The sequence below is a fragment of the Streptomyces sp. CWNU-52B genome, from assembly GCF_047444975.1.
Taxonomy (GTDB): Bacteria; Actinomycetota; Actinomycetes; order Streptomycetales; family Streptomycetaceae; genus Streptomyces.
The window spans coordinates 1-24,663 of sequence record NZ_JBLFJV010000048.1 but is presented as its reverse complement, the minus strand read 5'-3'; the positions used below and the strand labels follow the sequence as shown (position 1 = coordinate 24,663).

Sequence of the window (24,663 nt, the reverse complement as noted above, 5' to 3'; positions counted from 1 at the left end):
CCTTCCCTTCTCTTGCCTTCTCTTGCCTTCTCTTCCCTTCCCGTCCCTGGGGGCTGCGTCCCAGACGCCCGCCAAAAGATCGCGCAGTTCCCCGCGCCCCCAGGGACGCGACCCCTTACAGCCGTGGGTCCACCGGTTCCGACTCCAGGGCCAGGACGCCGAACACCGCCTCGTGCACCCGCCACAGCGGCTCACCCTCCGCCAGCCGGTCCAGGGCCTCCAGGCCCAGCGCGTACTCGCGGAGGGCCAGCGAGCGCTTGTGGTCGAGGAAGCGCCCCCGCAGCCGGTCGAGGTTCTCGGGCCTGGTGTACTCGGGGCCGTAGATGATCCGCAGGTACTCCCGGCCCCGGCACTTGATGCCGGGCTGGACCAGGCGGCCCCGTTCGCCGCGTACCAGCGCGCCGAGCGGTTTGACGACCATGCCCTCGCCGCCGCGGCCGGTCATCTCCAGCCACCAGTCGACGCCGGCCCGCACCGACGCCGGGTCGGCCGTGTCGACGAAGAGGCGCCGGGTGGTGCCCAGCAGCCCGGACGTGTCGGCCGTCACCAGCCGGTCGATCAGGGCCAGTTGCTCGTCGTGCGGGACACCCGTCAGGCTCCGGCCCTGGGTGGCGAGGAGCTGGAAGGGTGCGAGCCGCACTCCCTCCAGACCGGACGTGGGCCAGCAGTAGCGCCGGTACGCGTCGGTGAAGGATGCCGCGTCGACGGCCCGTTCGCGCTGCCTGGCCAGCAGGTCCCCGACGTCCACGCCACGTGCCGCGGCTCCCTCCAGGGCGGCCGTGGCGCCCGGGAAGACCGCCCCGGCCGCCGCCCCGACGGCCGCGTACTGCGAGCGCAGCAGCCCGGACGCCTTCAGCGACCAGGGCAGCAGCTCGGCGTCGAGCAGCACCCAGTCCGTCCCCAGCTCCGCCCACAGACCGGCCGCCGTGACGGCGTCCCGCACCCGGCCGAGGATCTCCTCGGTCATGGCCGGGTCATCGAAGAAGGGCCGTCCGGTACGGGTGTAGAGCGCTCCGGAGACCTCGGTCGCCGCTCCGAACCGCTCGCGCGCGGCCGTGGCGTCCCGGCAGACCAGCGCCACCGCCCGCGACCCCATGTGCTTCTCCTCGCAGACGACCCGCGCGACCCCGTCCGCCCGGTACTGCTCGAAGGCCTCCGCCGGGTGCTCCAGGTAGCCCTCCACCCTCGAGGTCGCCGTGGGTGCCATGGTCGGCGGCAGGTACGGCATCAGGCGCGGGTCCACCGCGAAGCGGCTCATGACCTCCAGGGCCGCCGCCGCGTTCTCCTCGCGCACGGAGACCCGCCCCGCGTGCCGGGTCTCGACGACCCGCCGGCCGTGCACGTCCGCTAGGTCGAGCGGCCTGCCCTCGTGACCGCCCGGCGCCTCGGAGACCAGCGGCCGGAGAGGCTCGTACCAGACGCGCTCGGCCGGTACGTCGACGAGTTCGCGCTCCGGCCAGCGCAGCGCGGTGAGCTTGCCGCCGAACACGGCTCCGGTGTCCAGGCAGATGGTGTTGTTGAGCCAGGTGGCCTCCGGCACGGGGGTGTGGCCGTAGACGACCGCCGCCCGGCCCCGGTAGTCCTCGGCCCACGGGTAGCGCACCGGCAGCCCGAACTCGTCGGTCTCACCGGTGGTCTCGCCGTACAGCGCGTGCGAGCGCACCCGGCCCGAGGTGCGGCCGTGGTACTTCTCGGGCAGGCCCGCGTGGCAGACGACGAGGTTGCCGCCGTCCAGGACGTAGTGGCTGACGAGCCCGTCCACGAACTCCCGTACCCGCTGCCTGAACTCGTCGCTCTCGCGCTCCATCTGCTCGACGGTCTCGGCGAGGCCGTGGGTGTGCCGGACCTTGCGGCCCTTGAGGTGACGGCCGTACTTGTTCTCGTGGTTGCCCGGCACGCACAGCGCGTCGCCCGAGCCGACCATCGACATCACCCGGCGCAGGACGCCCGGGGAGTCGGGGCCGCGGTCGACGAGGTCACCGACGAACACGGCCGTACGCCCCTCGGGGTGCACGCCGTCCGCGTAGCCCAACTTGCCCAGCAGCGCTTCCAGTTCGGCGGCGCAGCCGTGGACGTCGCCGATGATGTCGAACGGTCCGGTGAGGTGGGTCAGGTCGTTGTACCGCTTCTCGGTGCGCACCTCGGCGGTCTCGACCGCCTCCACACCCCGCAGGATGTGCACCTTCCTGAATCCCTCCCGCTCCAAGTGCCGCAAGGAGCGGCGCAGTTCGCGGATGTGCCGCTGGATGACACGGCGCGGCATGTCGGCACGGTCGGTGCGCGAGGCGTTGCGCTCGGCGCACACCTCCTCGGGCACGTCGAGCACGATGGCGATGGGCAGCACGTCGTGCTTCCTGGCCAGCTCGATCAGCTGCCTGCGGCTCTCCTGCTGCACGCTGGTCGCGTCCACGACGGTGCGCCGGCCCGCCGCGAGCCGTTTGCCCGCGATGTAGTGCAGGACGTCGAAGGCGTCCTTGCTGGCGCCCTGGTCGTTCTCGTCGTCGGCGACCAGACCCCGGCAGAAGTCCGACGAGATGACCTCGGTGGGCTTGAAGTGCCGCCGGGCGAAGGTGGACTTGCCGGACCCGGAGGCGCCGATCAGCACGACGAGGGAGAGGTCGGTGACGGGCAGCGAACGCACCTCGGCGGTCTCGCCGACCGCGTTCCCGGCCGAGTTCTCGGCCGCGCTCCCCACCGCGTTCTCGGTCGCGTCGTCGGGCCCCTTGCCGGTCATGTCGTCGGTCTGGTTGTCGGTCTCGTCGTCGGTCATGCGGCCCTCTCCTCTCTCGCGTTCCGGCGGGTCGTCGTCAGGGTGAAGACGGCCATCTGGGTCGGTGGCCCCACCTCGGGGTCGTCGGGCCCGACGGGGACGAACTCCACGCCGTACCCGTGCCGTTCGGCCACCGTGTCCGCCCAGGCCCGGAACTCGGCGCGCGTCCACTCGAAGCGGTGGTCGCCGTGCCGGGCGCGGCCGGCCGGGAGGGTCTCCCAGCGGACGTTGTACTCGACGTTCGGCGTCGTCACGAGCACGGTCCTGGGGCGCGCGGAGCCGAACACCGCGTACTCCAGGGCGGGCAGCCTCGGCAGGTCGAGGTGCTCGATCACCTCGCTGAGCACGGCGGCGTCGTACCCCGTGAGCCGCTTGTCGGTGTACGCGAGCGAACCCTGGACGAGCGTGACCCGCGCGGCCTGCCGCTCCCCCATCCGGTCCAGCTTGAGCCGCCGCGAGGCGATGGTGAGCGCCCGCATCGACACGTCGACCCCGACGATCTCGGTGAAGCGCGGGTCCTTCAGCAGCTCCTGCACCAACTGGCCCTGCCCGCACCCGAGATCGAGCACCCGGGCGGCGTCGGCCGTCCGCAGCGCGGTGAGGACCGCGTCCCGTCGCAGCACGGCGAGCGGTACGGGCTTCTCCTCGGTGTCCTTCTGCTCGTCGACGGCGTTGTCGATGTCCTCGACCGCGCTGTCGTCCGACTCGGCGAGCCGTACCAGCTCCAGCCGCTCCCTGGCCTCCCTGGTGAGCGACCAACGGCGCGACAGATAGCGGCTGGTGATCAGCTTCTGCTCCGGGTGGTCCGGCAGCCAGCCCTCCCCGGCCCGCAGCAGCTTGTCCACCTCGTCGGAGGAGACCCAGTAGTGCTTGGCGTCGTCGAGCACCGGCAGCAGGACGTACAGGTGCCGCAGCGCGTCACCCAGGCGCTGCTCGCCCTCGAGTACGAGGCTCACGTACCGCGAGTCGCCCCACTCCGGGAACTCGGTGTCCAGCGCCACGGGTTCCGCGCTCACCGTCCACCCGAGCGGTTCGAAGAGGGCGCGTACGACGTCGGCGCCGCCGCGGGCCGGCAGCGCGGGCACCTCGACGCGCAGGGGCAGCGGCCGCGCGGGCAGCTCGGGCCTGGCACGGCACACGCCCTTCATCGCGCTGGTGAAAACCCCGCTCAGCGCCACGGCGAGCAGCGACGAAGCCGCGTACGGACGGTCGTTGACGTACTGCGCGAGAGCCGCGTCCGGTGCTCCGCCACGGCCCTTGCCCCTGCCGCGCCGGACGAGGGCGACCGCGTCGACCTCCAGGAGCAGGGCCGCCGTGCAGCGCTCCGCGCTCGCCTCGGGGTAGAAGACGTGGGCCGTGCCGTAGGAGGTCGAGAACCCCTGCGCGTTGTCGGGATGCTTGTGCAGCAGGAAGCCGAGGTCGGTCGCGGGGCGCTCGGGGGTGCCGGTGGTACTGATCGTCAGGAACACGGTGGACCTGCCTCGGAAAGCTGTCGCGCTCGGGTGGGCACTGCCTCTGGTCCTTTCTCGACCTCATGGCGGTGCCTGCGTCACGCCGCGGCCGACCGCCCGCGCGACACACCTGCCTCCAGCGCGCTCCCACAACGTACAGCGAGCCTCAGCGGTGCGCTCAGGGATTTTCCTCCGGCGCATGCGGGGTCCGTCACGGATTCAGGCAGGGGTTCAGGCAGGAGTTCAGGCAAGAGTTCGGGCGGGAGTTCGGTCACGGGGTTCACACGACGCCGGACCGGATCGCGCTGGCCACCGCGTGGGCCCTGTTGCGTGCGCCGAGCCGGTTGATCACGGTGGACAGGACGGTCTTGATGGTGCGTTCCGAGTACGAGAGCCGCTTGCCGATCTCGCCGGTGTCGTGCCCTTCGGCCAGCAGGCGCAGCACGTCGACCTCCCGCTGCGACAGGCTGAGTTCATTGACGCCGCGTTGCGCGGTCAGGTCGCGGTGGATCTTGCGCACCTGGGTCAGGAAGGTGCCGAGCAGGTCCGGCGGCAGCACCGCGCCGCCGGCGGCGGCGCAGACGACGTGGTCGGCCAGCGAGTCGGCCGTGATCGTCGAGCGGAGCGCGACCGCGACCACCCGGCTGCGTACGGTCGCCAGGAGGTCCCCTTCGTCGAGGGCGTCGACGACGAGGACGACAGGGACGTCCAGCTCGACCGCTTTCAGGCGTACCCGGCTCGCCACCGCGGGGCCGAACCAGTGGGTCGCGTGCACCAGGACATGCGCCCGAGCCTGTTCCCCCGGGGTGAGGATCTCGACCTTGCCGCTCAGCCCCACTTCCAGAAGGTGCTCAAGGGCGATACGAGTGAGGTGATCGGACGAGTCGACGACGACCCCGAGACGTTCCATGACAAGCTCCCGCTCGGTCCGGAGACGTCCTGGACGACGTGATCCGTGGCTGTGACCGACGATGGCGCGATCAAGGACACTTTCGCGTCGGTGAGAACTACGTATCCCCAGCTCTGGCCGTGTGACGAGGTACTCGCCGACGGACCGGCCGTTCGGACCGTGGGCCCGGCCGTTCGGACCGGGAACCTGGACAGTCGGACCGGGAACCTGGACGGTCGGCCGATGCGGGGCTCCGGGGCGCGCGCCTAGCGTCGTTCGCGTCAGACCGTCGCGGGAACACCACGACACCGCAACCCCGCGACACCGCGACACCGCATCCCGAGGGGGAACGTCCGATGAACCACCACGACCAAGTCCGGGCCGGCCAGGATCAGGATCAGGACGGGCAGCCGATGACCGGAGCGACCACCGAGTTCGAGCCCGACGTCATGGACCTGCTCGTCGCGGCCCTGCGCACCTCGGTCAAGCGCGAGTCGTCGGTCGTGGGTACGGACGTCCTGCTGGACGCGCTCGTCATGGGGGACACGGCCGCCGGTGCGGCGATCACACCGGGCATGCGGGCCGCCGGTTCACTCGGCGGCCTGATCGCCGCCCGGTCGGACGGCGGTTGGGCGACCGAGACCGAGGACGGCGACGTACCGGCCGCCCTCGCCCCGGAGACCGCCGAGGCCGACACGTACGAGGTCGACGCCGCCTGGCGCGAGGCGCAGTGGCGCAACGGCTTCGGCTCGCGCGGCGCCGCCCGGGAGAGCGGCCGGGCACAGCTCGGGATGACCGGGGCGCTGCGTACGTGTCTGCTGCTCGCGATCAGGGCGGCCCGCGCCGAAGGGACCGTCTCGGTGCGCTGCTGGCACGTGGCCCGGTCCCTGGTGGACCTGCCCGACAGCAGGGCGCGGGAAGCGCTGCTGCTGCAGAGGCTGGACCCGGCCACCGTGGCGGCGGCGCTGGACGGGCCGGCCGTCGGCACGCAGGGCGAGAGGCCCCAGTCCCACGGCGTCGTCCTGCTCCGCAGGGCCGGGACCCTGGGCAAGAGCGGCAACCGGCTGACCCGCGCGTTGACGTCGTGGACCGCGGGGGCCGGCCTGTACGGCTCGCCGGTGCTCGCCGCGGTGTCCGTCGAGGCGCTGCGGCAGGCGACGCGATACGGGCGGGTGGAGGCAGGGCCCGTAGATCTTCTGCTGGGCATCCTGGCCCTGGACCGGGCGCTGTCCGTCGCCGGCCGGTCGCTTCCCGAGAGTCTCGCGGCGGCGAACGCGGCCCCCGCCCTGGCGCACCGGCACGGCGTGCGGCAGACTCCGCTGACCCTCGCGGCGGTCGCCTCCGCGCCGACGCCCGATGTCACCGGTCTCGTCGAGAACACCGGTGTACGGCGCTCCGAAGTCGTCAAGCGGATCCAGGCGGTCGCGCACCTCAGCGCCGCCGAGCATGGCTCTCCCACCGTCGGTACGGTCCACCTGCTGTCCGCGCTGCTCGACGAGCCCCCGGCGGCGGACGTGGCGGCCGAAGCGGGAACCGAGCCGGGAACCGGGACGGGAGCAGAGGGCGCGACCGAGGTCGTACGGCTGCTGCGGGCCTCCGGTGAGGTGGACGTGGCCGCCCTGCGGGCGGAGCTGGGCCGCCGGCTGGGCGCGTGACAGCCAGGAGGGCCGGCCGGCGACCGTCACCGACGGAGCTACCGTTCCTCCTTCTGGTTCAGGAACACCAGCGGGTTCGGAAAACACCAGCGGGTCCGCGAGCACGAGCAGGAGCGGGAACGGGAGCAGGAGTGGTCATGAGTCAGGTGCCCGAGGACCCGGAGCGGTCTGCCACGCCGCCGGGGCGCGGGCCGGCCGGCGTCCCTCGGCGGATACGGCACGCCGCGGCCGAGAGCTGGGCCGCCGTGCGCGCGGCTCCGCGCCGGACGGTACGCGTCGAGGCGCTGCTCTGCGCCTCGACGATGGCCCTCGGGCTGCTCCCCCTGCCGCTGGTGCCACCGGACCGGCCCGTCCTGGCGGTGTGCGAGGCGCTGTGGGCGACCGTGCTCGTCGCCGCGCGGCGTGGCAGGCCGGTCGCGGCCGTCCTCGGGGTCGCTCCGCTGCTCCTGGGCGTCAACGTATGGATGATGGCCGTGGTACCGCTGATCGTGCTGTCCGCCACCCGGCGCATCACTCCGACGCGGCGTGCCTGGCAGGTCGTCGGGACGGACTGCGCCGCCGTGGCCCTCCTGACCGTCGCCCTGACGATCCCCCGGTGGGAGAAGCTGCCGTTGGAACTGGCCGCCGCCGCGGCCACGGCGGTACTGCTCCTGGTGCTGCCCGCCCTCACCGGGACTCTGCTGGGACAGCGCCGACTGCTGGTCAACCTGCTCCGCGAGCGCAACGACTATCTGGAACAGGCCCGTGCGCTGAGCGCCTCGACGGCCCGGCTGGAGGAGCGGAACCGGATCGCGAGCGAGATGCACGATCTCCTGGGGCACCGGCTGAGCCTGATCTCGGTGCACGCCGGGGCGCTGGAACTCGCCGCCGCGCGCCAGGCGCCGCCCCTCGCCGGGCAGGCGGAGCTGTTGCGTACGACGGCCCGTACGGCCATGGACGAGCTGCGCGAGATCCTCGGGGTGCTGCGTCACGCGGACCTCGCGCGCCCCGCGGACCCGGCCGACGACTCCGGGAACGACCGGGGGACGTACGAGGACATCACCGCTCTGGTGGCGGAGTCCCGGCGGACGGGCGGCGCGGTCGAACTCGACTGGTCCGTGCCCGGCTCGGCCCCGTTGGGCGACCGCGGCCGGCAGGCGATCCACCGGGTGGTCCGCGAAGGACTGACGAACGTACTGAAACACGCGTCCGGGGCACCCACCCGGGTGGAGGTCAGGAGCCTTGACGGCGGGATCGGAGTGTCCGTCACCAACGAGTTGCCGCGTACGGATGTCCGGTCCCAGGGCGGAACGCGCAGCGGGCTGGCCGGGCTCCAGGAGCGGATCTCGCTGCTCGGCGGAGGGTTCGAGTCGGGTTTCCTGGTCGGCGGAGGGTTCCGCGTGGCGGCCTGGCTGCCGCCCCAGGCGAACGGGAACGGGAACGGAAGCGGGAGCGGAAGCGGGAGCGGGCCTGGGCCGGTTGCGCCCGCGTCCACGTCCGCACCGGCACCGGCACCGGCACCCGCACATCTTGCGGGTGCGCCCCGTCCCCTCTCCGGCGCCACCGAAGGGGGCGGGAACCGGTACCCCCTGTCGGACGGGAGCCGGTCCCCGCTGTCGGACGAGGTCCTGACGTGGCCGCGGGTCCTGGGAGCGGGCTGCGCCGCGGTGCTCGTGGTCCTGCCGACGGTGGGTTCCCTCGTGTTCCTGCTGCTGACGGCCACCCTAAGATGAGTCGATGATCCGAGTTCTGGTCGCCGACGACGAGGCGCTGATGCGCGTCGGGATCCGGCTGATCCTGGAGAACGCCGAGGACATCGAAGTGGTGGCCGAGGCCGGCGACGGCCTGGAGGCCGCCGCGGCGTGCCGCACGCAGGAGATCGATGTGGCGCTGCTCGACATCCAGATGCCGGGCAGGGACGGGATCGCCGCCGCCGAGGACATCGCCCGCCTCTCGCCGCGCACGTACGTCGTGATGCTCACGGCGTTCGGCGAGGAGGCGAGCGTGACGCGCGCCCTGCGGGCCGGGGCGAGCGGATTCCTCCTCAAGGACACCGGCCCCGTCGAACTGATCCGCGCCGTGCAGCTCGCCGCGAGCGGTGAGCCGGTCCTGGCCCCCCGCATCACCCGCCAACTGCTGGACCGGCACGTACGGACCGGCCGCGACACGGAGGCCGCCCTGCGCAGGACCGAGGAGCTGACCCCGGCCGAGCGGGATGTCCTGCGGCTGCTCGGCACCGGTCTGTCCAACGCGGAGATCGCCGAGCAGCTGTATCTGAGCGCGGGCACGGTCAAGGCACACATCAGCCGGATCCTGACCCGCACCGGCTGTGCCAACCGCGTACAGGCCGCGGTCCTGGCCCATGACGCCGGCCTGCTCACCGACCGCTGAGAGCACGGGGAGCACGGGGCTCACCTGGCGGCGGGAGCCGGCCGGCCGGCCCTCAGAGCTGGGACTGGACCTGGGAGGAGATGAGTTCCAGGTGGTCCAGATCGTCGAGGTCCATGATCTGGAGGTAGATCCGCTGCGAGCCCGCTTCCGCGTAGCTGCCGATCTTGTCGACGACCTCGGCCGGGGACCCCGTCAGGCCGTTGGCCTTCAGCTCCGCCACCTCACGGCCGATCGAGGCCGCCCTGCGGGCCACCTCCGCGTCGTCCTTGCCCACGCACACGATGAGCGCGTTGGAGTAGACGAGGTCGGTGCTCTTGCGGCCGGCCTCCTCCGCGGCGGCCCGCACTCGGCCGAACTGCCGCTCGCTGTCCTCGACCGACGCGAAGGGCATGTTGAACTCGTCGGCGTACCGGGCGGTGAGGCGCGGGGTGCGGACGGGACCGTGGCCGCCGATGAGCACCGGCACCTTGGACTGTGCGGGCTTGGGCAGCGCGGGTGAGTCGGTGAGCTGGTAGTAGGTGCCGTCGTAGCTGAAGGTCTCGCCCACCGGGGTGTCCCACAACCCGGTGACGATCGCCAGCTGTTCCTCCAGCCGGGCGAACTTCTCCTTCGGGAACGGGATGCCGTACGCCGTGTGCTCCTCCTCGAACCAGCCCGCGCCCAGGCCCAGTTCGACGCGGCCGCCGGACATCTGGTCGACCTGGGCGACCTGGATGGCCAGGACGCCGGGGAGGCGGAAGGTGCCGGCGGTCATCAGCGTGCCGAGGCGGATCCGCTTGGTCTCGCGGGCGAGTCCGGCGAGGGTGAGCCAGGCGTCCGTCGGGCCCGGGAGGCCGTCCCCCTCCCCCATGCGGAGGTAGTGGTCGGACCGGAAGAAGGCGTCGAAGCCGAGGTCCTCGGTGGCCTTCGCCACGGCGAGCAGGGTGTCGTAGGTCGCCCCTTGCTGGGGCTCGGTGAAGATACGGAGATCCATGTCTCCATCCTGCACGGTCGCACTCCGGTCCCTCGCACCGATACCGCCGGTCGGCCGCTTCCCGCCCCGCCGGCTCCGTCCCGCTCTATCCCGCGGCCGCCCCCTGATCCCGTACCGCAAGTCTTCGGAGCATCTCCAGTACCCGGTCACGGGACTCGTCCGCCGCGTCGATGGCCTCCATGCACTGCCAGTACGTCGACTCCTCCGCCGCCGCGCAGGCAACGCCGACGAGGGCGATACCGACCTCGCCGAGCAGCCCCCCGAGGTCGAGGAGCGCCCGGCGCGCGTCTCCGAGCTCGGTGAGCCGCGCGGCCCGCAGGCTACCGAGGTCGAGCGCCGGAGTGCCCAGAACCCCGCAGCCCCGGCCCGCCAGCTCCGTCAACCCCAGTGCCTCGCCCCGTAGTTCGGGTGGTCCGGACACCGCCAGCCGACTGCCTATCGCCTGGGCGAGAGCCGAGGCCTGCCATGCCTCGATCATGGTCTCGGAGGCGTCGCCGCTCCTCATCAGGGCACACCTGCTCGCGCCGATGAGCCGCACCGCTTCCATGCACTGTCCCCGTCTGTCCCGACGCGCCGTCCGTACGGTCCGCACGCCTGCCCGAACTCCGCCTGCCACTACCCAGAGTGAGGCCCCTCGGGACGAAAAGCCAGAGGAAGTCTGAAATCTACGGACACGCAATCGAAAACTGACAGATCAACAACTCCGGAGAGTCACAATCGGAAGTCCTGGCCTCATTTTCCGAGCGCGAGGCCGAGCCGCCGGGCGCAGTCACTCCGCCGCCGGGAACCGCCTCTCGTTCCGGTCCACCTTCGCGTCGAGCGCGGCGAGCGGATCTATGCCGAGCACCCCGCACAGCTGAAGCAAGTAGGCGAGCACGTCCGCGACTTCGTCCTGCACGCGCGGGGCGGTCTCCGGGTCGGCCATCACGCGGGCCGACTCCTCGGGCGTCAACCACTGGAAGATCTCCAGGAGTTCGGACGCCTCCACGCTGAGCGCGGCGGCCAGGTTCTTGGGCGTGTGGTACGGCTCCCAGTTACGCGCCGCGGCGAACGCGGCCAGCCTGTTCGTCAGTGTCGCCACATCAAGTTCGGTCACGACTCCAGGTCTACCACCGTCACGCCGCCCATCCCCGCCACCCAGGAAGCATCGCTCACGGCAGCCACCAGCCTGATGTGCCCACGCTCGCACATGCGGGCCGCCAGCCGGACGAGCCCCTCCCGCTGCCGTACGTCCAGATCGCGGTCGAACCCGTCGGCCAGCACGGTGAGTGTCTGCAGCGCCGCGGGCACCTCCCCCGCCGGGTCGACCTCAAGGACTCCGGGCCCGGTGAGCAGCACCATGGCCAGCGCGAGATACCTCAACTCGCCGTCCCCCAGGCGGCCGAGCGGGGTCCGCAGGCCGTCGCCCCGGTCGAGCAGCGCACGGACCGTGCCTGCCGCGCCGCCCCTCGCCCGGTCGTTCCCCCCGCGGTTCGCCCCACCGGTCACGCTCTCCACCAGGACGTCGTGGACCGGCCCCGCGCAGCCCGCCCGCACCGCGTCGACGAGCAGTGCGTGCCGCCGCCCGCACTCGGCGCGCGTACGCCACAGCACCTCGGCGAGGTTGTCGCAGCCGCGCACCAGTCGGCCCGTGCCGAGCGGCACGGCGGCGCGCATGGAACGGGGCAGCGGATCGCAGGCGAAGACCGACCGCAGGGCGACGACCATCTGCTCCGCGGCGGCGATGACGTGGCGCTGGCCGTCCGTCTTGCCCGCGACGCGCAGCGGCAGGAGCGCGGTGCCGAGCCGGTCGTCGGGCAGGGGTGCCCTCGTCACCGGGGCCAGGCCCGCCGTGTGCCAGGCCGCCTGCACCGTCCGGCGGCCCGGGTCACGCAGCGCCGTCTCCAGCAGGGTGAGCCCGCCCGCGGTCAACCGCTCGCCCACGACGCGCAGTTCGGGATCGGCCTGCACGGCCACGTCGAGGCGTACGGGTCCCTCGGGGCCGTCCGCCGTACAGCCGATGCGGAATCCGCGTCGGCGCTGGGCGTCGGGACGGGCCCGCTCGGGAACGCAGGCGGCCGGATCCGGGAACGCCTCGGCCAGTTCGGCGCCGCCGCCGAGCCGCGCCAGTGCCTCGTACGCGCGCAGGGCGCTCGACTTTCCGCTGCCGCTGGGTCCGGCGAAGAGGCTGAGGGGGCCGAGCGGGAATCCGGCACGGCGGTGCGCGGCGAACGCGGAGAGGCGCAGTTCGGTGACGATCGGCCGGTCCGGACGCGCTTCACGCGCTTCATGCGCGGCGCGTACTTCACGCACTTCACGTGCTTCGGCCTTCGTGCGGGTTCCGCGAGATGACACGGTCATATCCGGACGGTAGGGCTCCACCCCGGGGCCGAACCGTTTCGCCCGCGGACCTTCCTACGATCGAGGGACACCACAGGCGGCCGAGGGACACCACGGGCCGTCACCGGGCACCGGTCACACGCCGGGGATCCCCGCGCCCTCCATCAGGCCCCGCACCTCGGTTCCCGGCGGCGTGAGCAGGAACACGTTCCGGTCGACCCGGTGCATCCCGCTCGCCAGGCCGAAGACCACACCCGTGCTGAAGTCGAGTACGCGCTTGGCGACGTCCGTCTCGGCGCTGGTGAGGTCCAGGAGGACCGGGATACCGGCCATCAGGGTCTCGGCGACCTCACGGGCGTCCGCGAAGATCGTGACCCGCAGGACCACGAAGCGGCGCCGCGTCTCGGTCTCCGCGTCCGGGATCGCCCGGTGGCCCACCGCCGACGGCCATGCATCACGGCCGCGCAGAGGAACGACCTGGGCGAGCCCTTCCCACTGTTCATCGGTGACGTCGTGGCTGTGCACCGGCTCCCCCCGCCCTGGTCGTGCTGATTGGCTGCATCGGCCATTGTGGCGCATGGTCACCTGTTCGGCCCAATGCGACACGATCCGCAGCCGTCCGGCCAGGTCACAAGGCCAAGAACCGGCAAACAGTCCCCCAACCCGACACATCAAGACTTGCATCATTCGTTTACTTGAACTGTTCGTGTTTATGAAAGTAGGTTGGCCCCCATGCCCGCATCCCAGACCCCGGCGACCGCCGATGAGCTGCGCGGTGCCGGCCTGCGGGTGACGGCCGCCCGTGTCGCGCTGCTCGACACCGTCCGTGACGGTGATCACCTCGGTGTCGAGGCGATCGCCGCGGAGGTACGAGCCCGCGTGGGCCACATCTCGCTGCAAGCCGTGTACGAGGCGCTCCACGCGCTGACCACGGCCGGACTCGTGCGCCGTATCGAGCCGCCCGGCAGCCCGGCCCTCTTCGAGGGCCGTGTCGGGGACAACCACCACCATCTCGTGTGCCGGTCGTGCGGTGTCGTGGCCGACGTCGACTGTGCGACCGGCCACGCCCCCTGCCTCACCGCTTCCCAGGACCACGGATTCTCGGTCGACGAGGCCGAGGTCATCTACTGGGGCCTGTGCCCCTCCTGTACCACCACCGGCAGTTCCTGAGCATGTGATTCGCCCCGTTCGGAAGGATTCCCCTTATGACCGACAACCATGACGCGATCGTCACGGACCCGAAGCCGGAGGAGACCGGAGGCTGCCCGGTCGCGCACGGTCGTGCCCCGCACCCGACCCAGGGCGGCGGCAACCGCCAGTGGTGGCCGGAGCGCCTCAACCTGAAGATCCTCGCCCAGAACCCCGCCGTGGCGAACCCGCTCGGTGAGGAGTTCGACTACGCCGAGGCGTTCCAGGGCCTGGACCTCGCCGCGGTCAAACAGGACATCGCCGAGGTCCTGACGACCTCGCAGGACTGGTGGCCCGCCGACTTCGGCAACTACGGCCCGCTCATGATCCGGATGGCCTGGCACAGCGCCGGCACCTACCGCATCAGCGACGGCCGCGGTGGCGGCGGCGCCGGCCAGCAGCGCTTCGCCCCGCTGAACAGCTGGCCGGACAACGGCAACCTCGACAAGGCCCGTCGGCTGCTGTGGCCGGTCAAGAAGAAGTACGGCCAGAGCATCTCGTGGGCCGACCTCATGATCCTCACCGGCAACGTCGCCCTGGAGACGATGGGCTTCGAGACCTTCGGCTTCGCCGGCGGCCGCGCGGACGTGTGGGAGCCCGACGAGGACGTGTACTGGGGTCCCGAGACCACCTGGCTCGCCGACGAGCGCTACACCGGCGACCGTGAGCTGGAGAACCCGCTCGGCGCCGTCCAGATGGGCCTCATCTACGTCAACCCCGAGGGCCCGAACGGCAACCCGGACCCGCTGGCCTCGGCCCGCGACATCCGTGAGACGTTCCGCCGCATGGCGATGAACGACGAGGAGACGGTCGCCCTGATCGCGGGCGGTCACACCTTCGGCAAGACCCACGGCGCGGGCCCCGCGGACAACGTCGGCGACGACCCCGAGGCCGCCCCGCTGGAGCAGCAGGGCCTCGGCTGGAAGAACTCGTACGGCACCGGCAAGGGCGGCGACGCGATCACCAGTGGCCTGGAGGTCACCTGGACGAGCGCGCCGACCCAGTGGACGAACGGGTTCTTCAAGAACCTGTTCGAGTACGAGTGGGAGCTGACGCAGAGCCCCGCGGGTGCCAACCAGTGGGTCGCGAAGGACGGCGCGGGCGCGGGCACCATCCCCGACGCCCACGACCCGTCGAAGAGCCACGCCCCGACGATGCTGACGACCGACCTCGCGCTGCGGTTCGACCCGACGTACGAGCCGATCTCGCGTCGCTTCTACGAGAACCCCGACCAGTTCGCGGACGCCTTCGCCCGTGCCTGGTACAAGCTGACCCACCGCGACCTGGGCCCGAAGTCGCTGTACCTCGGCCCGGAGGTCCCGGAGGAGACCCTGCCGTGGCAGGACCCGGTTCCGCCGGTGACGCACGAGCTGGTGGACGCGGCGGACGTCGCGGACCTCAAGAGCCGGATCCTCGCCTCGGACCTGTCGGTCTCGGAGCTGGTGTCCACCGCGTGGGCGTCGGCCTCGTCCTTCCGCGGCAGCGACAAGCGCGGCGGCGCCAACGGCGCGCGCATCCGTCTGCAGCCGCAGAGCGGCTGGGAGGTCAACAACCCCGACCAGCTGGCCTCGGTGCTGCGCACCCTCGAGGGTGTCCAGGAGTCCTTCAACTCGGCTCAGTCCGGCGGCAAGCAGATCTCCCTGGCCGACCTGATCGTGCTCGCCGGTGCGGCGGGCGTCGAGAAGGCCGCGAAGGACGGCGGCGTCGAGGTCGAGGTCCCGTTCACGCCGGGCCGTACCGACGCGACGCAGGAGCAGACGGACGTGGAGTCGTTCGCCGCGCTCGAACCGACCGCCGACGGGTTCCGCAACTACCTCGGCAAGGGCAACCGCCTGCCGGCCGAGTTCCTGCTGCTCGACAGGGCGAACCTGCTCAACCTGAGCGCCCCCGAGCTGACCGTCCTCGTCGGCGGCCTGCGGGTCCTGGGCGCGAACCACGCCCAGTCCGCGCACGGCGTCTTCACCGACACCCCGGGCACCCTGACGAACGACTTCTTCGTCAACCTGCTGGACCTGGGCACGACGTGGAGCTCGACCTCCGAGGACCAGACCACCTTCGAGGGCCGCGACGCCTCCGGCGCCGTCAAGTGGACCGGCACCCGCGCCGACCTCGTCTTCGGCTCGAACTCGGAGCTGCGCGCGCTGGCCGAGGTCTACGCGAGCGACGACGCGAAGGAGAAGTTCGTGAAGGACTTCGTCGCGGCATGGACGAAGGTCTCGAACGCGGACCGCTTCGACCTGATCTGATCTGATCTGATCTGATCTGATCTGATCACAGCGTCCGTTCAGCCTGCTCGGATGATGATGCCCGGGTCGGTCCACTTGGACCGGCTCGGGCATCTGCCTTGACGGGAACCCGCCCGATCTCAGCCGGCGCATGCCTGAGCGAGGGCGGCGCCCAGCTCGGGCAGGAGAGCGGGCACGGGGTCGTGGGTCAGTTCCGTCATCCGTAGGCGTCCTCCGACGGTGACGACACCGAGAACGTGTTCCCCTCGCAGCTGCGTGATCTGCGCGGGCCCCCACAAGGCCCTGAGCGAAGCCGGGTTCGACCGGTGTGCTTCCGCCGCGCCGAGGTTGGTGATCTGGATGTCCGCCGCCGTGACCGCGGCCATCATCGCCTCGGCGACCTCCGGAGTCTGCGGTGGGCTCTGGGACAGAGCCGCGGAGCCGGCCCGCAGCACGTCGGGGGTGCGCTGCCGCCCGAGCGCTTGATGGTGGTGCCGGGTGAGCGCCCAGAAGTCGTCCGCGTCGGCCGCGTCACTCGCGGTCCGAGCGCCCGCGAACCGGTTGGCGATGTCCGCGGGCAGGCCGACCGCACGGCGCAGATCCACCGGGCTGAGCACCCTCACGAACTCGCGACCCCCGCGGTGGAACACCGTGGAGGCGGCCGCGCAGAGCGCCGCGTGCACCGACACATGCTCCGCGCGACAGCGGTCGACGAGCCGCGCGGTCAGCTCCTGGTCCAGGGCGAGAGCAGACACATGCGGCAGCCGTCCGGAGAACGGCACGAGCTCTCCGGCCGCGTCCATACGCTCGTCCTCGACCTCGACCTCGACCTTCTCCTTGTCCTCCGGCGGTTCGGGACGGGCGAGACCGGCAAGGAGATCCTCCTGCGACCGCGGAACGCCGTGCGTCGGTCCGCCGCCTTCCTCGCCGTCGAGGGCTGCCACCAGTTCCAGCAGCACCTGGAGGCCTCCGACCCCGTCGGTGATCTGGTGGGCGAAGGTCAGGACGACGGAGCATCCCGCGTCTCCGGGGATGAGAACGGCACGCAGCAGCGGGCCTGGCTCCGCCGGAATGGGGCGGGTCTGCTCGCTGGCGACAATCGCCTGCCAGGGTGTCCCGGCGACGGCCGTTCCGACGCCGATCGGGCCTTCCGCCCGGCGGTACAGGGCTTCCGACCCGCTTCGGTCGACCGCGGCCCCGAGGAGCGGATGCCGCCCCTGCACGCACATCAGGGCCTTGGCCAGATCCGCCGCCGACACATGGCCTTCCAGCTCAGCTACCAGCGAGAACTGCACAGGGTTTCTGTGCATGTAGAGATCGATGGTTCTCTCGAATGCGCCGAGCGCCCGCAACGACTCGCCTCGAACACTGCTCTTCGTCACTGTGCCGCTCGCCTTCTCCCCAAGTCCGGCAGTCGGAGAGCGTCTACCTCGACGATTCCCGGTGAAACTCGGCCGCTCGCAGCGCACGACGCCCCTCACACTCACAGGTCGTCCGGCCAGAGGCGGAACGCCGTGTGCCCCGTCAGAGGTCTGACCATTCTGAAGTGGCGCCGGTCGAGGGTCAGGATCGCGTCCGTACGGTACTCGGCGGCCATCACCACGTTCATCGTGTCCGTCAGCCCGATCTGCGGATACCGCCGCATGGTGACGAGGGCGGTGGACAGATGCGGCTCCACCTCTGGGACCGCGTACCGCCGGACGGCCGCTTGGTCGCGTACGTGAGCGAGCGCCGCCTCGGCGGCACCGGGCCCGATGCGCGTGCTCAGCAAATAGTCGAGTTCGGCAAGGACCAACGGGGAAACCACGAGGTGGGACGCGGTGGCCACGGCCTTCCGGCAGGCTCCGTGTTCGGGGGCGTCCGCGTCGAGGAACGTATACAGACCCGACGTATCGGCGATGAGTACGGTCACGCGCCGAACCCCTCCAGGTAGGCGCCGCGTCCGGCCGACCAATCGATGGCCGAGCCGCTGTGGAAAACGGGGGCCTCCGCGTCCTCACCCATGGGGTCCACGGGGTGGGGCGGGACGGCGTCGCCCGTCACCGGCGACAGTATGGCGACCGCCCGACCGTTCTTGGTCACCGTGATCTGCTCGCCGCGCTCGGCCGCGGCCAGGATCTTCGAGGCGTTCTGGTTGAACTCACGCGCGGTCGTCTCCATGTAGTACATGGTACTACCGTGTTCTCGCGGGCGAGAGATCACGCTCTGAGATGCCGCACTCCGCCCACACCGTCTTGCCCGGCCCGTCGGGCCGCAGGTGCCAGTCCCACCGGGTCGCGAGTCCGGCGACAAGGAGGAGACCCCGGCCACCGGCGTCCTCGGCATCCGGTACGCGCAGAGCCCCCGGCCGGGGCGGTACGCGTTCTGCGCGGGCGTCGGTGACCTCGACACGGGCGGTCCGCGTGCGGGCCGTCGTCCGCAGCGACAGGTGGAAGTCCCTGCCGGGGACGTGCCCGTGCCGCACCGCGTTGGCCGCCAACTCGGCGACGATCAGCACGATGGTGTCGTGCGGACCGGTGTCGTACGGAATCCCCCACGTGTCCAGCCGGTGCGCGGCCAGCCTCCGCGCGAGCCGCGCCCCTCGGGATGTGGAGGTGAAGCGCATCTCGAAGGCGTGGTCGAACAGAGCGTGAGCGGCGATCAAATGATCGGTGGGACGCGCGCGTTGGATGGTGCGGCTGAGGCTGCCGGGGTTGTTCGTCATGCCGATAACGGTCCCGGTCGTGGCGTAGCGTGACCAGTGGTGACGCACCGACGCGGACCGTTGTACGCGCGGTGGCGGTTCGGGTACGAGACCCACGGCGTGACGGCGCTCCCCGGCGGCCGTTGGACCAGGGAGGCGGTCATGGTGAGTGAGCGGACGGATACGGACTCGGGGACCCGGGCGGGGGCCGTCGCGGCGGTCGAGGGGGTGACGGTGAGTTTCGGGGAGGGCTGGGACACCGACGACGGCACCGCACCACGCGCCGCGGACAAGTCGGGCCACGGCGTGGTGATCGCGTTCGGCCAGAGCATGAAGACGCTGCGGGTACGGGCGGGGCTGGAACGCGAGGAGTTCGGCAAGCGGTTGGGGTACTCGGCCGCCAGCGTCGCGTCGTTCGAGCAGGGGCGGCGGATTCCGTCACCGCAGCTCATCGACCGAGCGGACGAAGTGCTGGACGCGGGAGGGTTGTTGAGCGTGTGGAAGGAGCAGGTGGAGCGGGCTCAATATCCGGTGTTCTTCCAGGGGATGGCGACCCTGGAGAAGGAGTGCGTCGAGCTGCTCATGTACGACACGCACGTCGTCAACGGCCTGCTCCAGACCGAGGATTACATGAGGTCCCTGCTTGCCATGCGGCGTCCGAACCTGGACCAGGAGACGATCGATCAGCGGGTGACCGCACGGCTGGCCCGGCAGGACATCTTCGACCGACGCCCCACGCCGCTACTGGGTTTCGTAATGGACGAGGCGGTGCTGCGACACCGCTACGGCGGCAACGACGTACTGCGGGAACAGTTGGAGCAGCTCCTCGTGGTCGGCCAGAAGCGGAACGTCGAGATCCAGATCATGCCGCTCGACTGTGAGGACAACGCGGGCGTCAACGGCCCGTTCACCGTCGTCACTCGGAAGGACAGCAAGAGATTCGTGTACTCCGAGGCACACGCCACGAGCGCTCTTGAAACCGATCCGGAACAGACGGTTCTCGCCGCTGCGCGCTATGGGATTATCCGGTCACAGGCTCTCACTCCGCGAGAGTCGTTGGCTTTCATCGAAGGGTTGTCGGAATCGCTATGAACAACGCTGAGTCCTCGGCCGTCGCGTCCGACCTCACCTGGTTCAAGAGCAGCTACAGCGGAACCGAGGGTGGTCAGTGCGTGGAGATCGCGGCCAGTACAGGAGTTGTGCACATCCGGGACTCGAAAACCGCGGCCGGACCAGTCATACACGTATCCCATGAAGCATGGGCCGGGTTCGTACTGGGGGATGGACACCATCACCATGAGCAACGCTAAGACGTTCGCCGTCGCGTCCCATCTCACCTGGCTCACGAGCAGCTACAGCGGCGCCGAGGGCGGTCAGTGCGTGGAGATCGCGGCCAGTACGGAAGTTGTGCACGTGCGGGACTCGAAGGCCGTGGCCGGACCGGTCGTACGCGTGTCTCGTGAGGCGTGGGCCGGGTTCGTCGGGGCAGCCTCCGTGGAGCGCAGCTCCTGAACAGTTCGATCTACGCGAGCGCCTCAGAACGCGTATCTGATACGCAGCCACGGGGCGTGTGCCGCCAGCAGTTCCCGTAGGCGGGTCAGGGACCGCTGCTTGGTCTCCAAGGCGTAGCGGACGTTCAGCGCTCCGTTCTGGGAGCGCTTGGTCTCCTGGATGTCCGGCTGCCACAACGCCTCCTCGGCGCGCGGGTGCCAGCCCAGGTTGACCTCGTGCAGTGCCTGGTTGTGGGTCAGCATGATGACCTCGGCCGCCGCCTGCTCCTTCACCCGTGCGGGCAGCACGTCGTCGAGGTGGGTCAGCAGGTCGGCCCAGTCCCGCTCCCACCCCGGACGCAGTACGACGGGAGAGAGGTTGAAGTGGACCTCGTACCCGGCGTCGAGGAAGTCGGCGGCCGCCGCGATCCGCTCCGGTACCGGACTCGTACGGATGTCCAGGAGCCGGGCGTCGTCGGGCGGCATGACGGAGAAGCGCACCCGGGTACGTCGCTGCGGGTCCAGTGCCAGCAGGTCGGGGTTGACGAACTTGGTCGCGAAGGAGGCCTTCGCCGTCGGCAGGCCACGGAACGCCGCCACGAGATCCGCCGTGTTGTCGCAGACCAGGGCGTCGACGGAGCAGTCTCCGTTCTCGCCGATGTCGTAGACCCAGGCCTCGGGGTCGCACTGGTTGGGTTCCGGTTTGGGGCCCTGGGCCCGTACATGACGCCGTACGTGCGCCACGATCGCCTCGATGTTGGTGAACAGGGTGATGGGGTTGGCGAACCCCTTGCGGCGGGGGACGTAGCAGTACGCGCAGGCCATCGCGCAGCCGTTGGAGGGACCCGGGGCGATCCAGTCGGCCGACCTGCCGTTGGGGCGTGTCGTGAGGGAGTGCTTGACCCCCAGGACGAGGGTCTCGGTCTTGACGCGGACCCACCTGGCGATGTTGCCGTCGTTGCCGTGGAGGGAGGGGATACGCCAGTGTCCGGCGACCTCGGTCACGCGCACGCCGGGCCCCAGTCTGGCCATGATCTGTTGGCCGCGCGGGGAGTCGAGGGCCGCCGGCTCCGCGTAGACCTCGCGGACGTCGAGCATCCGTCGTGCCTGTGGGCTGTCCCGGAACGCCGCGTACCCCGGCCGTGCGGGGGTGGGCGCAGGCACGGGCCCGGGGGTGAGTGCGGGGTCCGACCACTCGAAGAGAGTTTGCTGCTCGGGCCGGCCTGAGACGGGTCCCGGCGTCGTCTCGTCCGCCGCTTCCTCGTCCGCCGCTTCCTCGTCCGCCGCTTCCTCGTCCGCCGCTTCCTCGTCCGCTGCCTCATTCACGCGCTGGTCCTTTCCACGTCACCACGTCACCACGTCGCCGCGCCACCACGCCCTCACACCTCCACGCCGAGATTCTCAGTCCTGGCGGTCGCGTTCCTGCTTCAGCAGCTCCTCCAGGTCGGAAAGGCGGTCGAGCCCCCGTACCGCCTGGGTCATCCGCGCGTTGTGTTCGAACCGGTCGCGATGGCGGTGCAGGAGGTTCCAGTACCCGGCGGTGAAGGGGCAGGCGTCCTCACCGACCCGTACGGACGGCTCGTACCGGCAGGGGCCGCAGAGATCGCTCATGCGGTCGATGTACGCGCCTCCGGAGGTGTAGGGCTTTGTGGTCATGCGGCCCCCGTCCGCGTACTGCGACATGCCCACCACGTTCGGCACCATGACCCAGTCGTAGCCGTCGACGAAGCTGCGGTGGAACCAGTCGGTGACGGCTCGGGGCTCCCAGCCGCGTTGCAGCGCGTAGCTGCCCAGGATCATCAGGCGGGGGATGTGGTGGGTCCAGCCCGTCGTTCTGACCTGGTCCAGGACGTGGGTGAGACAGTTCGCGTCGGTCGCACCGGGCATGTCCGGGGACAGTTCCGTGAACCAGTCGGGCAGTGGCTTCCGGTGGCGCAGGGTGTTGCTCGCGCGGTACTCCGTGCCGAAGTACCAGTAGACGTGCCAGACGAACTCGCGCCATCCGGCGATCTGCCGTACGAACCCCTCGGCGCTGTTGAGCGGTACCTCGCCCGCACGCCATCGCGCCTCGGCCCGTTCGACGCATTCGGCGGGGTCCAGGAGGCCGAGGTTGAGCGAGGAGGAGAGGAGGCTGTGGCTCATCGTCGCGTCATGGGCGAGAACCGCGTCCTCGTACGCGCCGAACGTGGCGAGCCGGTGCTCGACGAAGCGACGCAGCGCGGCCAGTGCCTCCCGGCGGGTGGCGGGGAACGCACGTGGTCCGTCCTCACCCACGAACTCGACGTCCCCGTCGCGCGACCAGCGGTCGAGGTCGGCCCGCACCTCGGCGTCGATGTCGCTCTCCCGAGGGCGGTAGGGCGCGGGGACGCCCAACTGGGCGGCGCCCTTCGGCGGGGGCTGCCGGTTGTCGTGGTCCAGGTTCCAACGCCCTCCGGTGGGCCGGTCGCCGTCCATCAGCAGGTCGTGCGTCCGGCGGACCCATCGGTAGAAGTCCTCCTGCCGGAGGTGTTTCGAGCCGTGGCCGTCGGCCCACTCCCTGAACTCGTCGTGCGCCACGAGAAAACCGCGCGCCGGCAGCACACGTACGGAGGGCAGCGCGCGTACGAACGCGTGGGCGGCGTGGGACGTGGGATGGTGCACGGTCACCGTGCCGTCCCCGACCGCTTCGCGCAGACCCTGCCGGTAGGTGTCGGCCTTGACGTACCGCACCCGGTCGCCGAGTTCGGCGGCCCGGTGGCGCATCGCGGAGAGGACCAAGTGGGCCTTGGCCCGGTGGAAACGGGTGCGTCGCAGCACGCTGCGGGCCTCGATCATCAGCAGCGGCGCGTCCCGGTGCGGACCACCGCGCGCGGGATCCACGAAGTGGGGTCCGAGCTGATCACCGAACAGCCAGTGGGTCGTACCGGACTTTTCGTCAGCCATGCGGAGGGCTCCGTCGACGGTCTGTCGCCTCGTCGGCATCTGCGGGGCGCGACGCCTACTCCGCAGATCAAAGCGGACGACAGCGCGAACGGTGCGCGACACACGCCGGTAACCCCGCTCCCGTACCGCAGGTAGAAGTGGAGGTACTCGTGCACCGCTTCGATGTCGGTCCTACTGGATGCTGTCGCCGCTGTTGCCTATCGCGATGGCCGTGCCGATGCGACGGAAGTCGTTGATCACGCCGAACATGCTCTTGTTCGACGGCATGAGGGCCAGGAGCGCCGGGTTCTGCGCCAGCTGGGTCCTGAGCATCTCCTTGTACGCGTTGAAGACCCTCGCCGTGTAGTTGGGTTCCTTCGCCGCGTTCATCCGGTAGTCGTTGGTGAGGGCGATGGAGGCGAGGTCCATCAGGTAGCAGTCGATCAGGTCGGTGACGTCCTGGGCCTTCGCGCCCTCCTCCCCCGCACGCGCGTCCTCCGCCAGGACACCGGCCATGCCCACCACGATGTCCCGGTAGATCCGGTGCCGGGTGCTGCTGGGGAACGCGGCCATGATGTGGTCGGCCTGGCCCGCGCCGTCGGTGTTCATCGTGCGCGGCGTCGCAAGGTCCGCAAGACCCGGTACCGGCAGCGGGATGCCTCGGAACATCTCCTCCTCGTCCGGGATGTCCCGGTTGCGGGAGGCGAGCGGGTGCAGGCCGATCTCATGGGCGAGCATCCCCATGATGTAACCGACGTCGTACTTCTCGAAGTAGTAGCTCGCGAGGTTGATGTAGACGCCGTTCTCACCGCGGTCCGTCACGTCGGCCGGGGTCTCCGTCGTCCGCAGATGCAGGGTGATACGGACCTGGCGGTCGCCGATGTACTCCCTGATCGTGTCGTGCTTCCGCAGCACATCGATGATCCGCACCGCCTTGTCGCGGTACTTCTCGTTCACGTGATTCAAGTTGGTGAACTCGAAACGGCCCGACGTGAACGGGATGGGTGTCGCGTTGGGTTCCTGCTGCATGCGTGCCGGGACCTCGGCCGTCTCCTGGCTGCCGTCCGCCGGGCGGGGCAGGGAGACCGGGTCCACCCAGATGGATTTGCGGAGGATGGCTGAGGTGGCGTTGCGTACCGCGTCCCAGGTCTGGTCGAGATCCGCGTCGGCGGCGTCCTGCTCGCTCTGCTGGGGTTGCGGGGTTGCGTCCACGTCCCCGATCAGTGCGCCGAGCAGGGCCATGTGACGGTCCCGCAGACCGGCGACCGCGAGCGAGGAATCCTCCGGGCTCTCGTCCAGCGCACCGAGAAGGCTGCCCGCGACGTGCGGGCGGTGCGGGGAATCCGCGTCCCGGTACTCGTCCCGCAGACCGAGCTGGTGGGTCAGCTCGTGGACCATCTGGACCGGGTCCGCATCCGCCCACCAGGAGGTCTGATCCATCGGCCTGTCCCGGCCCACCAGATCCACCGTCAAATGTGGATCGTCGGTCGGGGCGACCAGCTCGACCGACACATGCAACACGTCACCGTTCGGCAAACGGTAACCAGGAGCGTTCAAGAACTCCGCCACGCCCGCGTCGAGTTGACCGAACACACCCGCCGACTGACCGTCCCCATCGCCGTCCACACCACGCAACGCGACCCGCACCGTGAGATCCGTGACCGGATCACCGTCATATGTGAACCGGCGTACGTCGAAGCCAGAACGCACCACGAAGCGGGGGCGGCTGTCGCGCGGGCCGTGCAACTG

The 24,663-nt window shown here is 70.7% G+C and carries 23 protein-coding genes; 8 read left to right on the top strand and 15 right to left on the bottom strand.

Annotated features, from left to right (window positions below):
- Positions 1-115: 115 nt before the first annotated feature.
- From ACLVWQ_RS32710 to ACLVWQ_RS32700, 3 genes are all read right to left on the bottom strand, one after another.
- On the bottom strand, positions 116-2,770 hold the full coding sequence (locus tag ACLVWQ_RS32710; protein ID WP_414112860.1) for a polynucleotide kinase-phosphatase: 2,655 nt from the start codon (positions 2,768-2,770) through the stop codon (positions 116-118).
- Positions 2,767-4,239, bottom strand: a complete 1,473-nt coding sequence (locus tag ACLVWQ_RS32705) for a 3' terminal RNA ribose 2'-O-methyltransferase Hen1 (RefSeq protein ID WP_414112859.1) — start codon at positions 4,237-4,239, stop codon at positions 2,767-2,769. The genes ACLVWQ_RS32710 and ACLVWQ_RS32705 overlap by 4 nt, the downstream gene beginning before the upstream one ends.
- 262 nt (positions 4,240-4,501) lie before the next feature.
- Positions 4,502-5,131: a helix-turn-helix transcriptional regulator gene (locus ACLVWQ_RS32700; protein WP_414112858.1), complete on the bottom strand. Its 630-nt coding sequence runs from the start codon at positions 5,129-5,131 to the stop codon at positions 4,502-4,504.
- A 335-nt stretch (positions 5,132-5,466) separates the two neighbouring features.
- Here ACLVWQ_RS32700 and ACLVWQ_RS32695 point away from each other — a divergent pair, with 335 nt between their 5' ends.
- The 3 genes from ACLVWQ_RS32695 to ACLVWQ_RS32685 all read left to right on the top strand — a co-directional run bounded on the left by ACLVWQ_RS32695 (position 5,467) and on the right by ACLVWQ_RS32685 (position 9,135).
- Positions 5,467-6,765 carry a Clp protease N-terminal domain-containing protein gene (locus tag ACLVWQ_RS32695; protein WP_414112857.1) on the top strand — a complete coding sequence of 433 codons (1,299 nt, stop codon included), beginning with the start codon at positions 5,467-5,469 and terminating at the stop codon, positions 6,763-6,765.
- A gap of 137 nt (positions 6,766-6,902) precedes the next feature.
- Positions 6,903-8,477 carry a sensor histidine kinase gene (locus ACLVWQ_RS32690; protein WP_414112856.1) on the top strand — a complete coding sequence of 525 codons (1,575 nt, stop codon included), beginning with the start codon at positions 6,903-6,905 and terminating at the stop codon, positions 8,475-8,477.
- A 4-nt stretch (positions 8,478-8,481) separates the two neighbouring features.
- Positions 8,482-9,135, top strand: coding sequence for a response regulator (locus ACLVWQ_RS32685; protein ID WP_414112855.1), 654 nt, complete (start codon positions 8,482-8,484; stop codon positions 9,133-9,135).
- Positions 9,136-9,187: 52 nt separating this feature from the next.
- On the opposite strand, the gene ACLVWQ_RS32680 is transcribed toward ACLVWQ_RS32685, so the two are convergent.
- From ACLVWQ_RS32680 to ACLVWQ_RS32660, 5 genes are all read right to left on the bottom strand, one after another.
- Positions 9,188-10,108 carry an LLM class F420-dependent oxidoreductase gene (locus tag ACLVWQ_RS32680; protein ID WP_414112854.1) on the bottom strand — a complete coding sequence of 307 codons (921 nt, stop codon included), beginning with the start codon at positions 10,106-10,108 and terminating at the stop codon, positions 9,188-9,190.
- An 85-nt stretch (positions 10,109-10,193) separates the two neighbouring features.
- Complete coding sequence (locus ACLVWQ_RS32675; RefSeq protein ID WP_414112853.1) at positions 10,194-10,655, bottom strand: DUF6099 family protein; 462 nt, start codon at positions 10,653-10,655, stop codon at positions 10,194-10,196.
- Positions 10,656-10,877: 222 nt separating this feature from the next.
- Positions 10,878-11,204 (bottom strand): nucleotide pyrophosphohydrolase, encoded by a 327-nt coding sequence (locus ACLVWQ_RS32670; RefSeq protein ID WP_414112852.1) that lies wholly within the window; start codon positions 11,202-11,204, stop codon positions 10,878-10,880.
- Positions 11,201-12,448, bottom strand: a complete 1,248-nt coding sequence (locus ACLVWQ_RS32665) for an ATP-binding protein (RefSeq protein ID WP_414112851.1) — start codon at positions 12,446-12,448, stop codon at positions 11,201-11,203. The genes ACLVWQ_RS32670 and ACLVWQ_RS32665 overlap by 4 nt, the downstream gene beginning before the upstream one ends.
- 114 nt (positions 12,449-12,562) lie before the next feature.
- On the bottom strand, positions 12,563-13,006 hold the full coding sequence (locus ACLVWQ_RS32660; RefSeq protein ID WP_414112850.1) for a cell division protein SepF: 444 nt from the start codon (positions 13,004-13,006) through the stop codon (positions 12,563-12,565).
- 153 nt (positions 13,007-13,159) lie between these two features.
- On the opposite strand from ACLVWQ_RS32660, the gene ACLVWQ_RS32655 reads away from it, so the two are divergent.
- Both ACLVWQ_RS32655 and katG read left to right on the top strand, forming a co-directional pair.
- The gene (locus ACLVWQ_RS32655; protein WP_414112849.1) at positions 13,160-13,597 is read left to right on the top strand and encodes a Fur family transcriptional regulator; all 438 of its coding nucleotides are present in this window, start codon (positions 13,160-13,162) and stop codon (positions 13,595-13,597) included.
- A 35-nt stretch (positions 13,598-13,632) separates the two neighbouring features.
- A complete protein-coding gene (gene katG / locus ACLVWQ_RS32650; protein WP_414112848.1) occupies positions 13,633-15,861 on the top strand; it encodes a catalase/peroxidase HPI in 2,229 nt (742 codons plus the stop codon).
- Between the two features lie 119 nt (positions 15,862-15,980).
- Here katG and ACLVWQ_RS32645 read toward each other — a convergent pair whose 3' ends face one another.
- The 4 genes from ACLVWQ_RS32645 to ACLVWQ_RS32630 form a co-directional block, all read right to left on the bottom strand.
- Positions 15,981-17,150 (bottom strand): phthiocerol/phthiodiolone dimycocerosyl transferase family protein, encoded by a 1,170-nt coding sequence (locus ACLVWQ_RS32645; RefSeq protein WP_414112847.1) that lies wholly within the window; start codon positions 17,148-17,150, stop codon positions 15,981-15,983.
- A gap of 173 nt (positions 17,151-17,323) precedes the next feature.
- Positions 17,324-17,752 (bottom strand): PIN domain-containing protein, encoded by a 429-nt coding sequence (locus ACLVWQ_RS32640; RefSeq protein WP_414112846.1) that lies wholly within the window; start codon positions 17,750-17,752, stop codon positions 17,324-17,326.
- The gene (locus ACLVWQ_RS32635; protein ID WP_414112845.1) at positions 17,749-18,000 is read right to left on the bottom strand and encodes a type II toxin-antitoxin system Phd/YefM family antitoxin; all 252 of its coding nucleotides are present in this window, start codon (positions 17,998-18,000) and stop codon (positions 17,749-17,751) included. The genes ACLVWQ_RS32640 and ACLVWQ_RS32635 overlap by 4 nt, the downstream gene beginning before the upstream one ends.
- A 13-nt stretch (positions 18,001-18,013) precedes the next feature.
- On the bottom strand, positions 18,014-18,544 hold the full coding sequence (locus ACLVWQ_RS32630) for an ATP-binding protein (protein WP_414112844.1): 531 nt from the start codon (positions 18,542-18,544) through the stop codon (positions 18,014-18,016).
- Between the two features lie 141 nt (positions 18,545-18,685).
- Between ACLVWQ_RS32630 and ACLVWQ_RS32625 the strand changes: the two genes are divergently transcribed.
- The 3 genes from ACLVWQ_RS32625 to ACLVWQ_RS32615 are packed head-to-tail and all read left to right on the top strand — an operon-like array spanning position 18,686 to position 20,035.
- On the top strand, positions 18,686-19,615 hold the full coding sequence (locus ACLVWQ_RS32625; protein WP_414112843.1) for a helix-turn-helix domain-containing protein: 930 nt from the start codon (positions 18,686-18,688) through the stop codon (positions 19,613-19,615).
- Entirely contained in the window at positions 19,612-19,833 is a 222-nt protein-coding gene (locus tag ACLVWQ_RS32620) for a DUF397 domain-containing protein (RefSeq protein ID WP_414112842.1), read from the top strand. Before ACLVWQ_RS32625 ends, ACLVWQ_RS32620 begins: the two co-directional genes overlap by 4 nt.
- Positions 19,820-20,035, top strand: coding sequence for a DUF397 domain-containing protein (locus ACLVWQ_RS32615; protein ID WP_414112841.1), 216 nt, complete (start codon positions 19,820-19,822; stop codon positions 20,033-20,035). The genes ACLVWQ_RS32620 and ACLVWQ_RS32615 overlap by 14 nt, the downstream gene beginning before the upstream one ends.
- 23 nt (positions 20,036-20,058) lie before the next feature.
- On the opposite strand, the gene ACLVWQ_RS32610 is transcribed toward ACLVWQ_RS32615, so the two are convergent.
- The 3 genes from ACLVWQ_RS32610 to ACLVWQ_RS32600 form a co-directional block, all read right to left on the bottom strand.
- The gene (locus ACLVWQ_RS32610; RefSeq protein ID WP_414112840.1) at positions 20,059-21,339 is read right to left on the bottom strand and encodes a spore photoproduct lyase family protein; all 1,281 of its coding nucleotides are present in this window, start codon (positions 21,337-21,339) and stop codon (positions 20,059-20,061) included.
- Between the two features lie 75 nt (positions 21,340-21,414).
- The gene (locus tag ACLVWQ_RS32605) at positions 21,415-22,935 is read right to left on the bottom strand and encodes a cryptochrome/photolyase family protein (RefSeq protein WP_414112839.1); all 1,521 of its coding nucleotides are present in this window, start codon (positions 22,933-22,935) and stop codon (positions 21,415-21,417) included.
- A gap of 171 nt (positions 22,936-23,106) precedes the next feature.
- Positions 23,107-24,663 (bottom strand): hypothetical protein (locus ACLVWQ_RS32600; protein ID WP_414112838.1); only part of this gene is annotated, 1,557 nt, incomplete at its 5' end.

Excerpts from the sequence above, each read along its gene's own strand:
- ACLVWQ_RS32710 (WP_414112860.1), bottom strand. The coding sequence starts at position 2,770 with ATGACCGACGACGAGACCGACAACCAGACCGACGACATGACCGGCAAG.
- ACLVWQ_RS32620 (WP_414112842.1), top strand. The coding sequence starts at position 19,612 with ATGAACAACGCTGAGTCCTCGGCCGTCGCGTCCGACCTCACCTGGTTC.
- ACLVWQ_RS32680 (WP_414112854.1), bottom strand. The coding sequence starts at position 10,108 with ATGGATCTCCGTATCTTCACCGAGCCCCAGCAAGGGGCGACCTACGAC.
- ACLVWQ_RS32655 (WP_414112849.1), top strand. The coding sequence starts at position 13,160 with ATGCCCGCATCCCAGACCCCGGCGACCGCCGATGAGCTGCGCGGTGCC.
- ACLVWQ_RS32615 (WP_414112841.1), top strand. The coding sequence starts at position 19,820 with ATGAGCAACGCTAAGACGTTCGCCGTCGCGTCCCATCTCACCTGGCTC.
- ACLVWQ_RS32685 (WP_414112855.1), top strand. The coding sequence starts at position 8,482 with ATGATCCGAGTTCTGGTCGCCGACGACGAGGCGCTGATGCGCGTCGGG.
- ACLVWQ_RS32635 (WP_414112845.1), bottom strand. The coding sequence starts at position 18,000 with ATGGAGACGACCGCGCGTGAGTTCAACCAGAACGCCTCGAAGATCCTG.
- ACLVWQ_RS32645 (WP_414112847.1), bottom strand. The coding sequence starts at position 17,150 with ATGCACAGAAACCCTGTGCAGTTCTCGCTGGTAGCTGAGCTGGAAGGC.
- ACLVWQ_RS32695 (WP_414112857.1), top strand. The coding sequence starts at position 5,467 with ATGAACCACCACGACCAAGTCCGGGCCGGCCAGGATCAGGATCAGGAC.
- ACLVWQ_RS32625 (WP_414112843.1), top strand. The coding sequence starts at position 18,686 with ATGGTGAGTGAGCGGACGGATACGGACTCGGGGACCCGGGCGGGGGCC.
- ACLVWQ_RS32700 (WP_414112858.1), bottom strand. The coding sequence starts at position 5,131 with ATGGAACGTCTCGGGGTCGTCGTCGACTCGTCCGATCACCTCACTCGT.
- ACLVWQ_RS32675 (WP_414112853.1), bottom strand. The coding sequence starts at position 10,655 with ATGGAAGCGGTGCGGCTCATCGGCGCGAGCAGGTGTGCCCTGATGAGG.
- ACLVWQ_RS32665 (WP_414112851.1), bottom strand. The coding sequence starts at position 12,448 with ATGACCGTGTCATCTCGCGGAACCCGCACGAAGGCCGAAGCACGTGAA.
- ACLVWQ_RS32605 (WP_414112839.1), bottom strand. The coding sequence starts at position 22,935 with ATGGCTGACGAAAAGTCCGGTACGACCCACTGGCTGTTCGGTGATCAG.
- katG (WP_414112848.1), top strand. The coding sequence starts at position 13,633 with ATGACCGACAACCATGACGCGATCGTCACGGACCCGAAGCCGGAGGAG.
- ACLVWQ_RS32690 (WP_414112856.1), top strand. The coding sequence starts at position 6,903 with ATGAGTCAGGTGCCCGAGGACCCGGAGCGGTCTGCCACGCCGCCGGGG.
- ACLVWQ_RS32630 (WP_414112844.1), bottom strand. The coding sequence starts at position 18,544 with ATGACGAACAACCCCGGCAGCCTCAGCCGCACCATCCAACGCGCGCGT.
- ACLVWQ_RS32660 (WP_414112850.1), bottom strand. The coding sequence starts at position 13,006 with ATGCGCCACAATGGCCGATGCAGCCAATCAGCACGACCAGGGCGGGGG.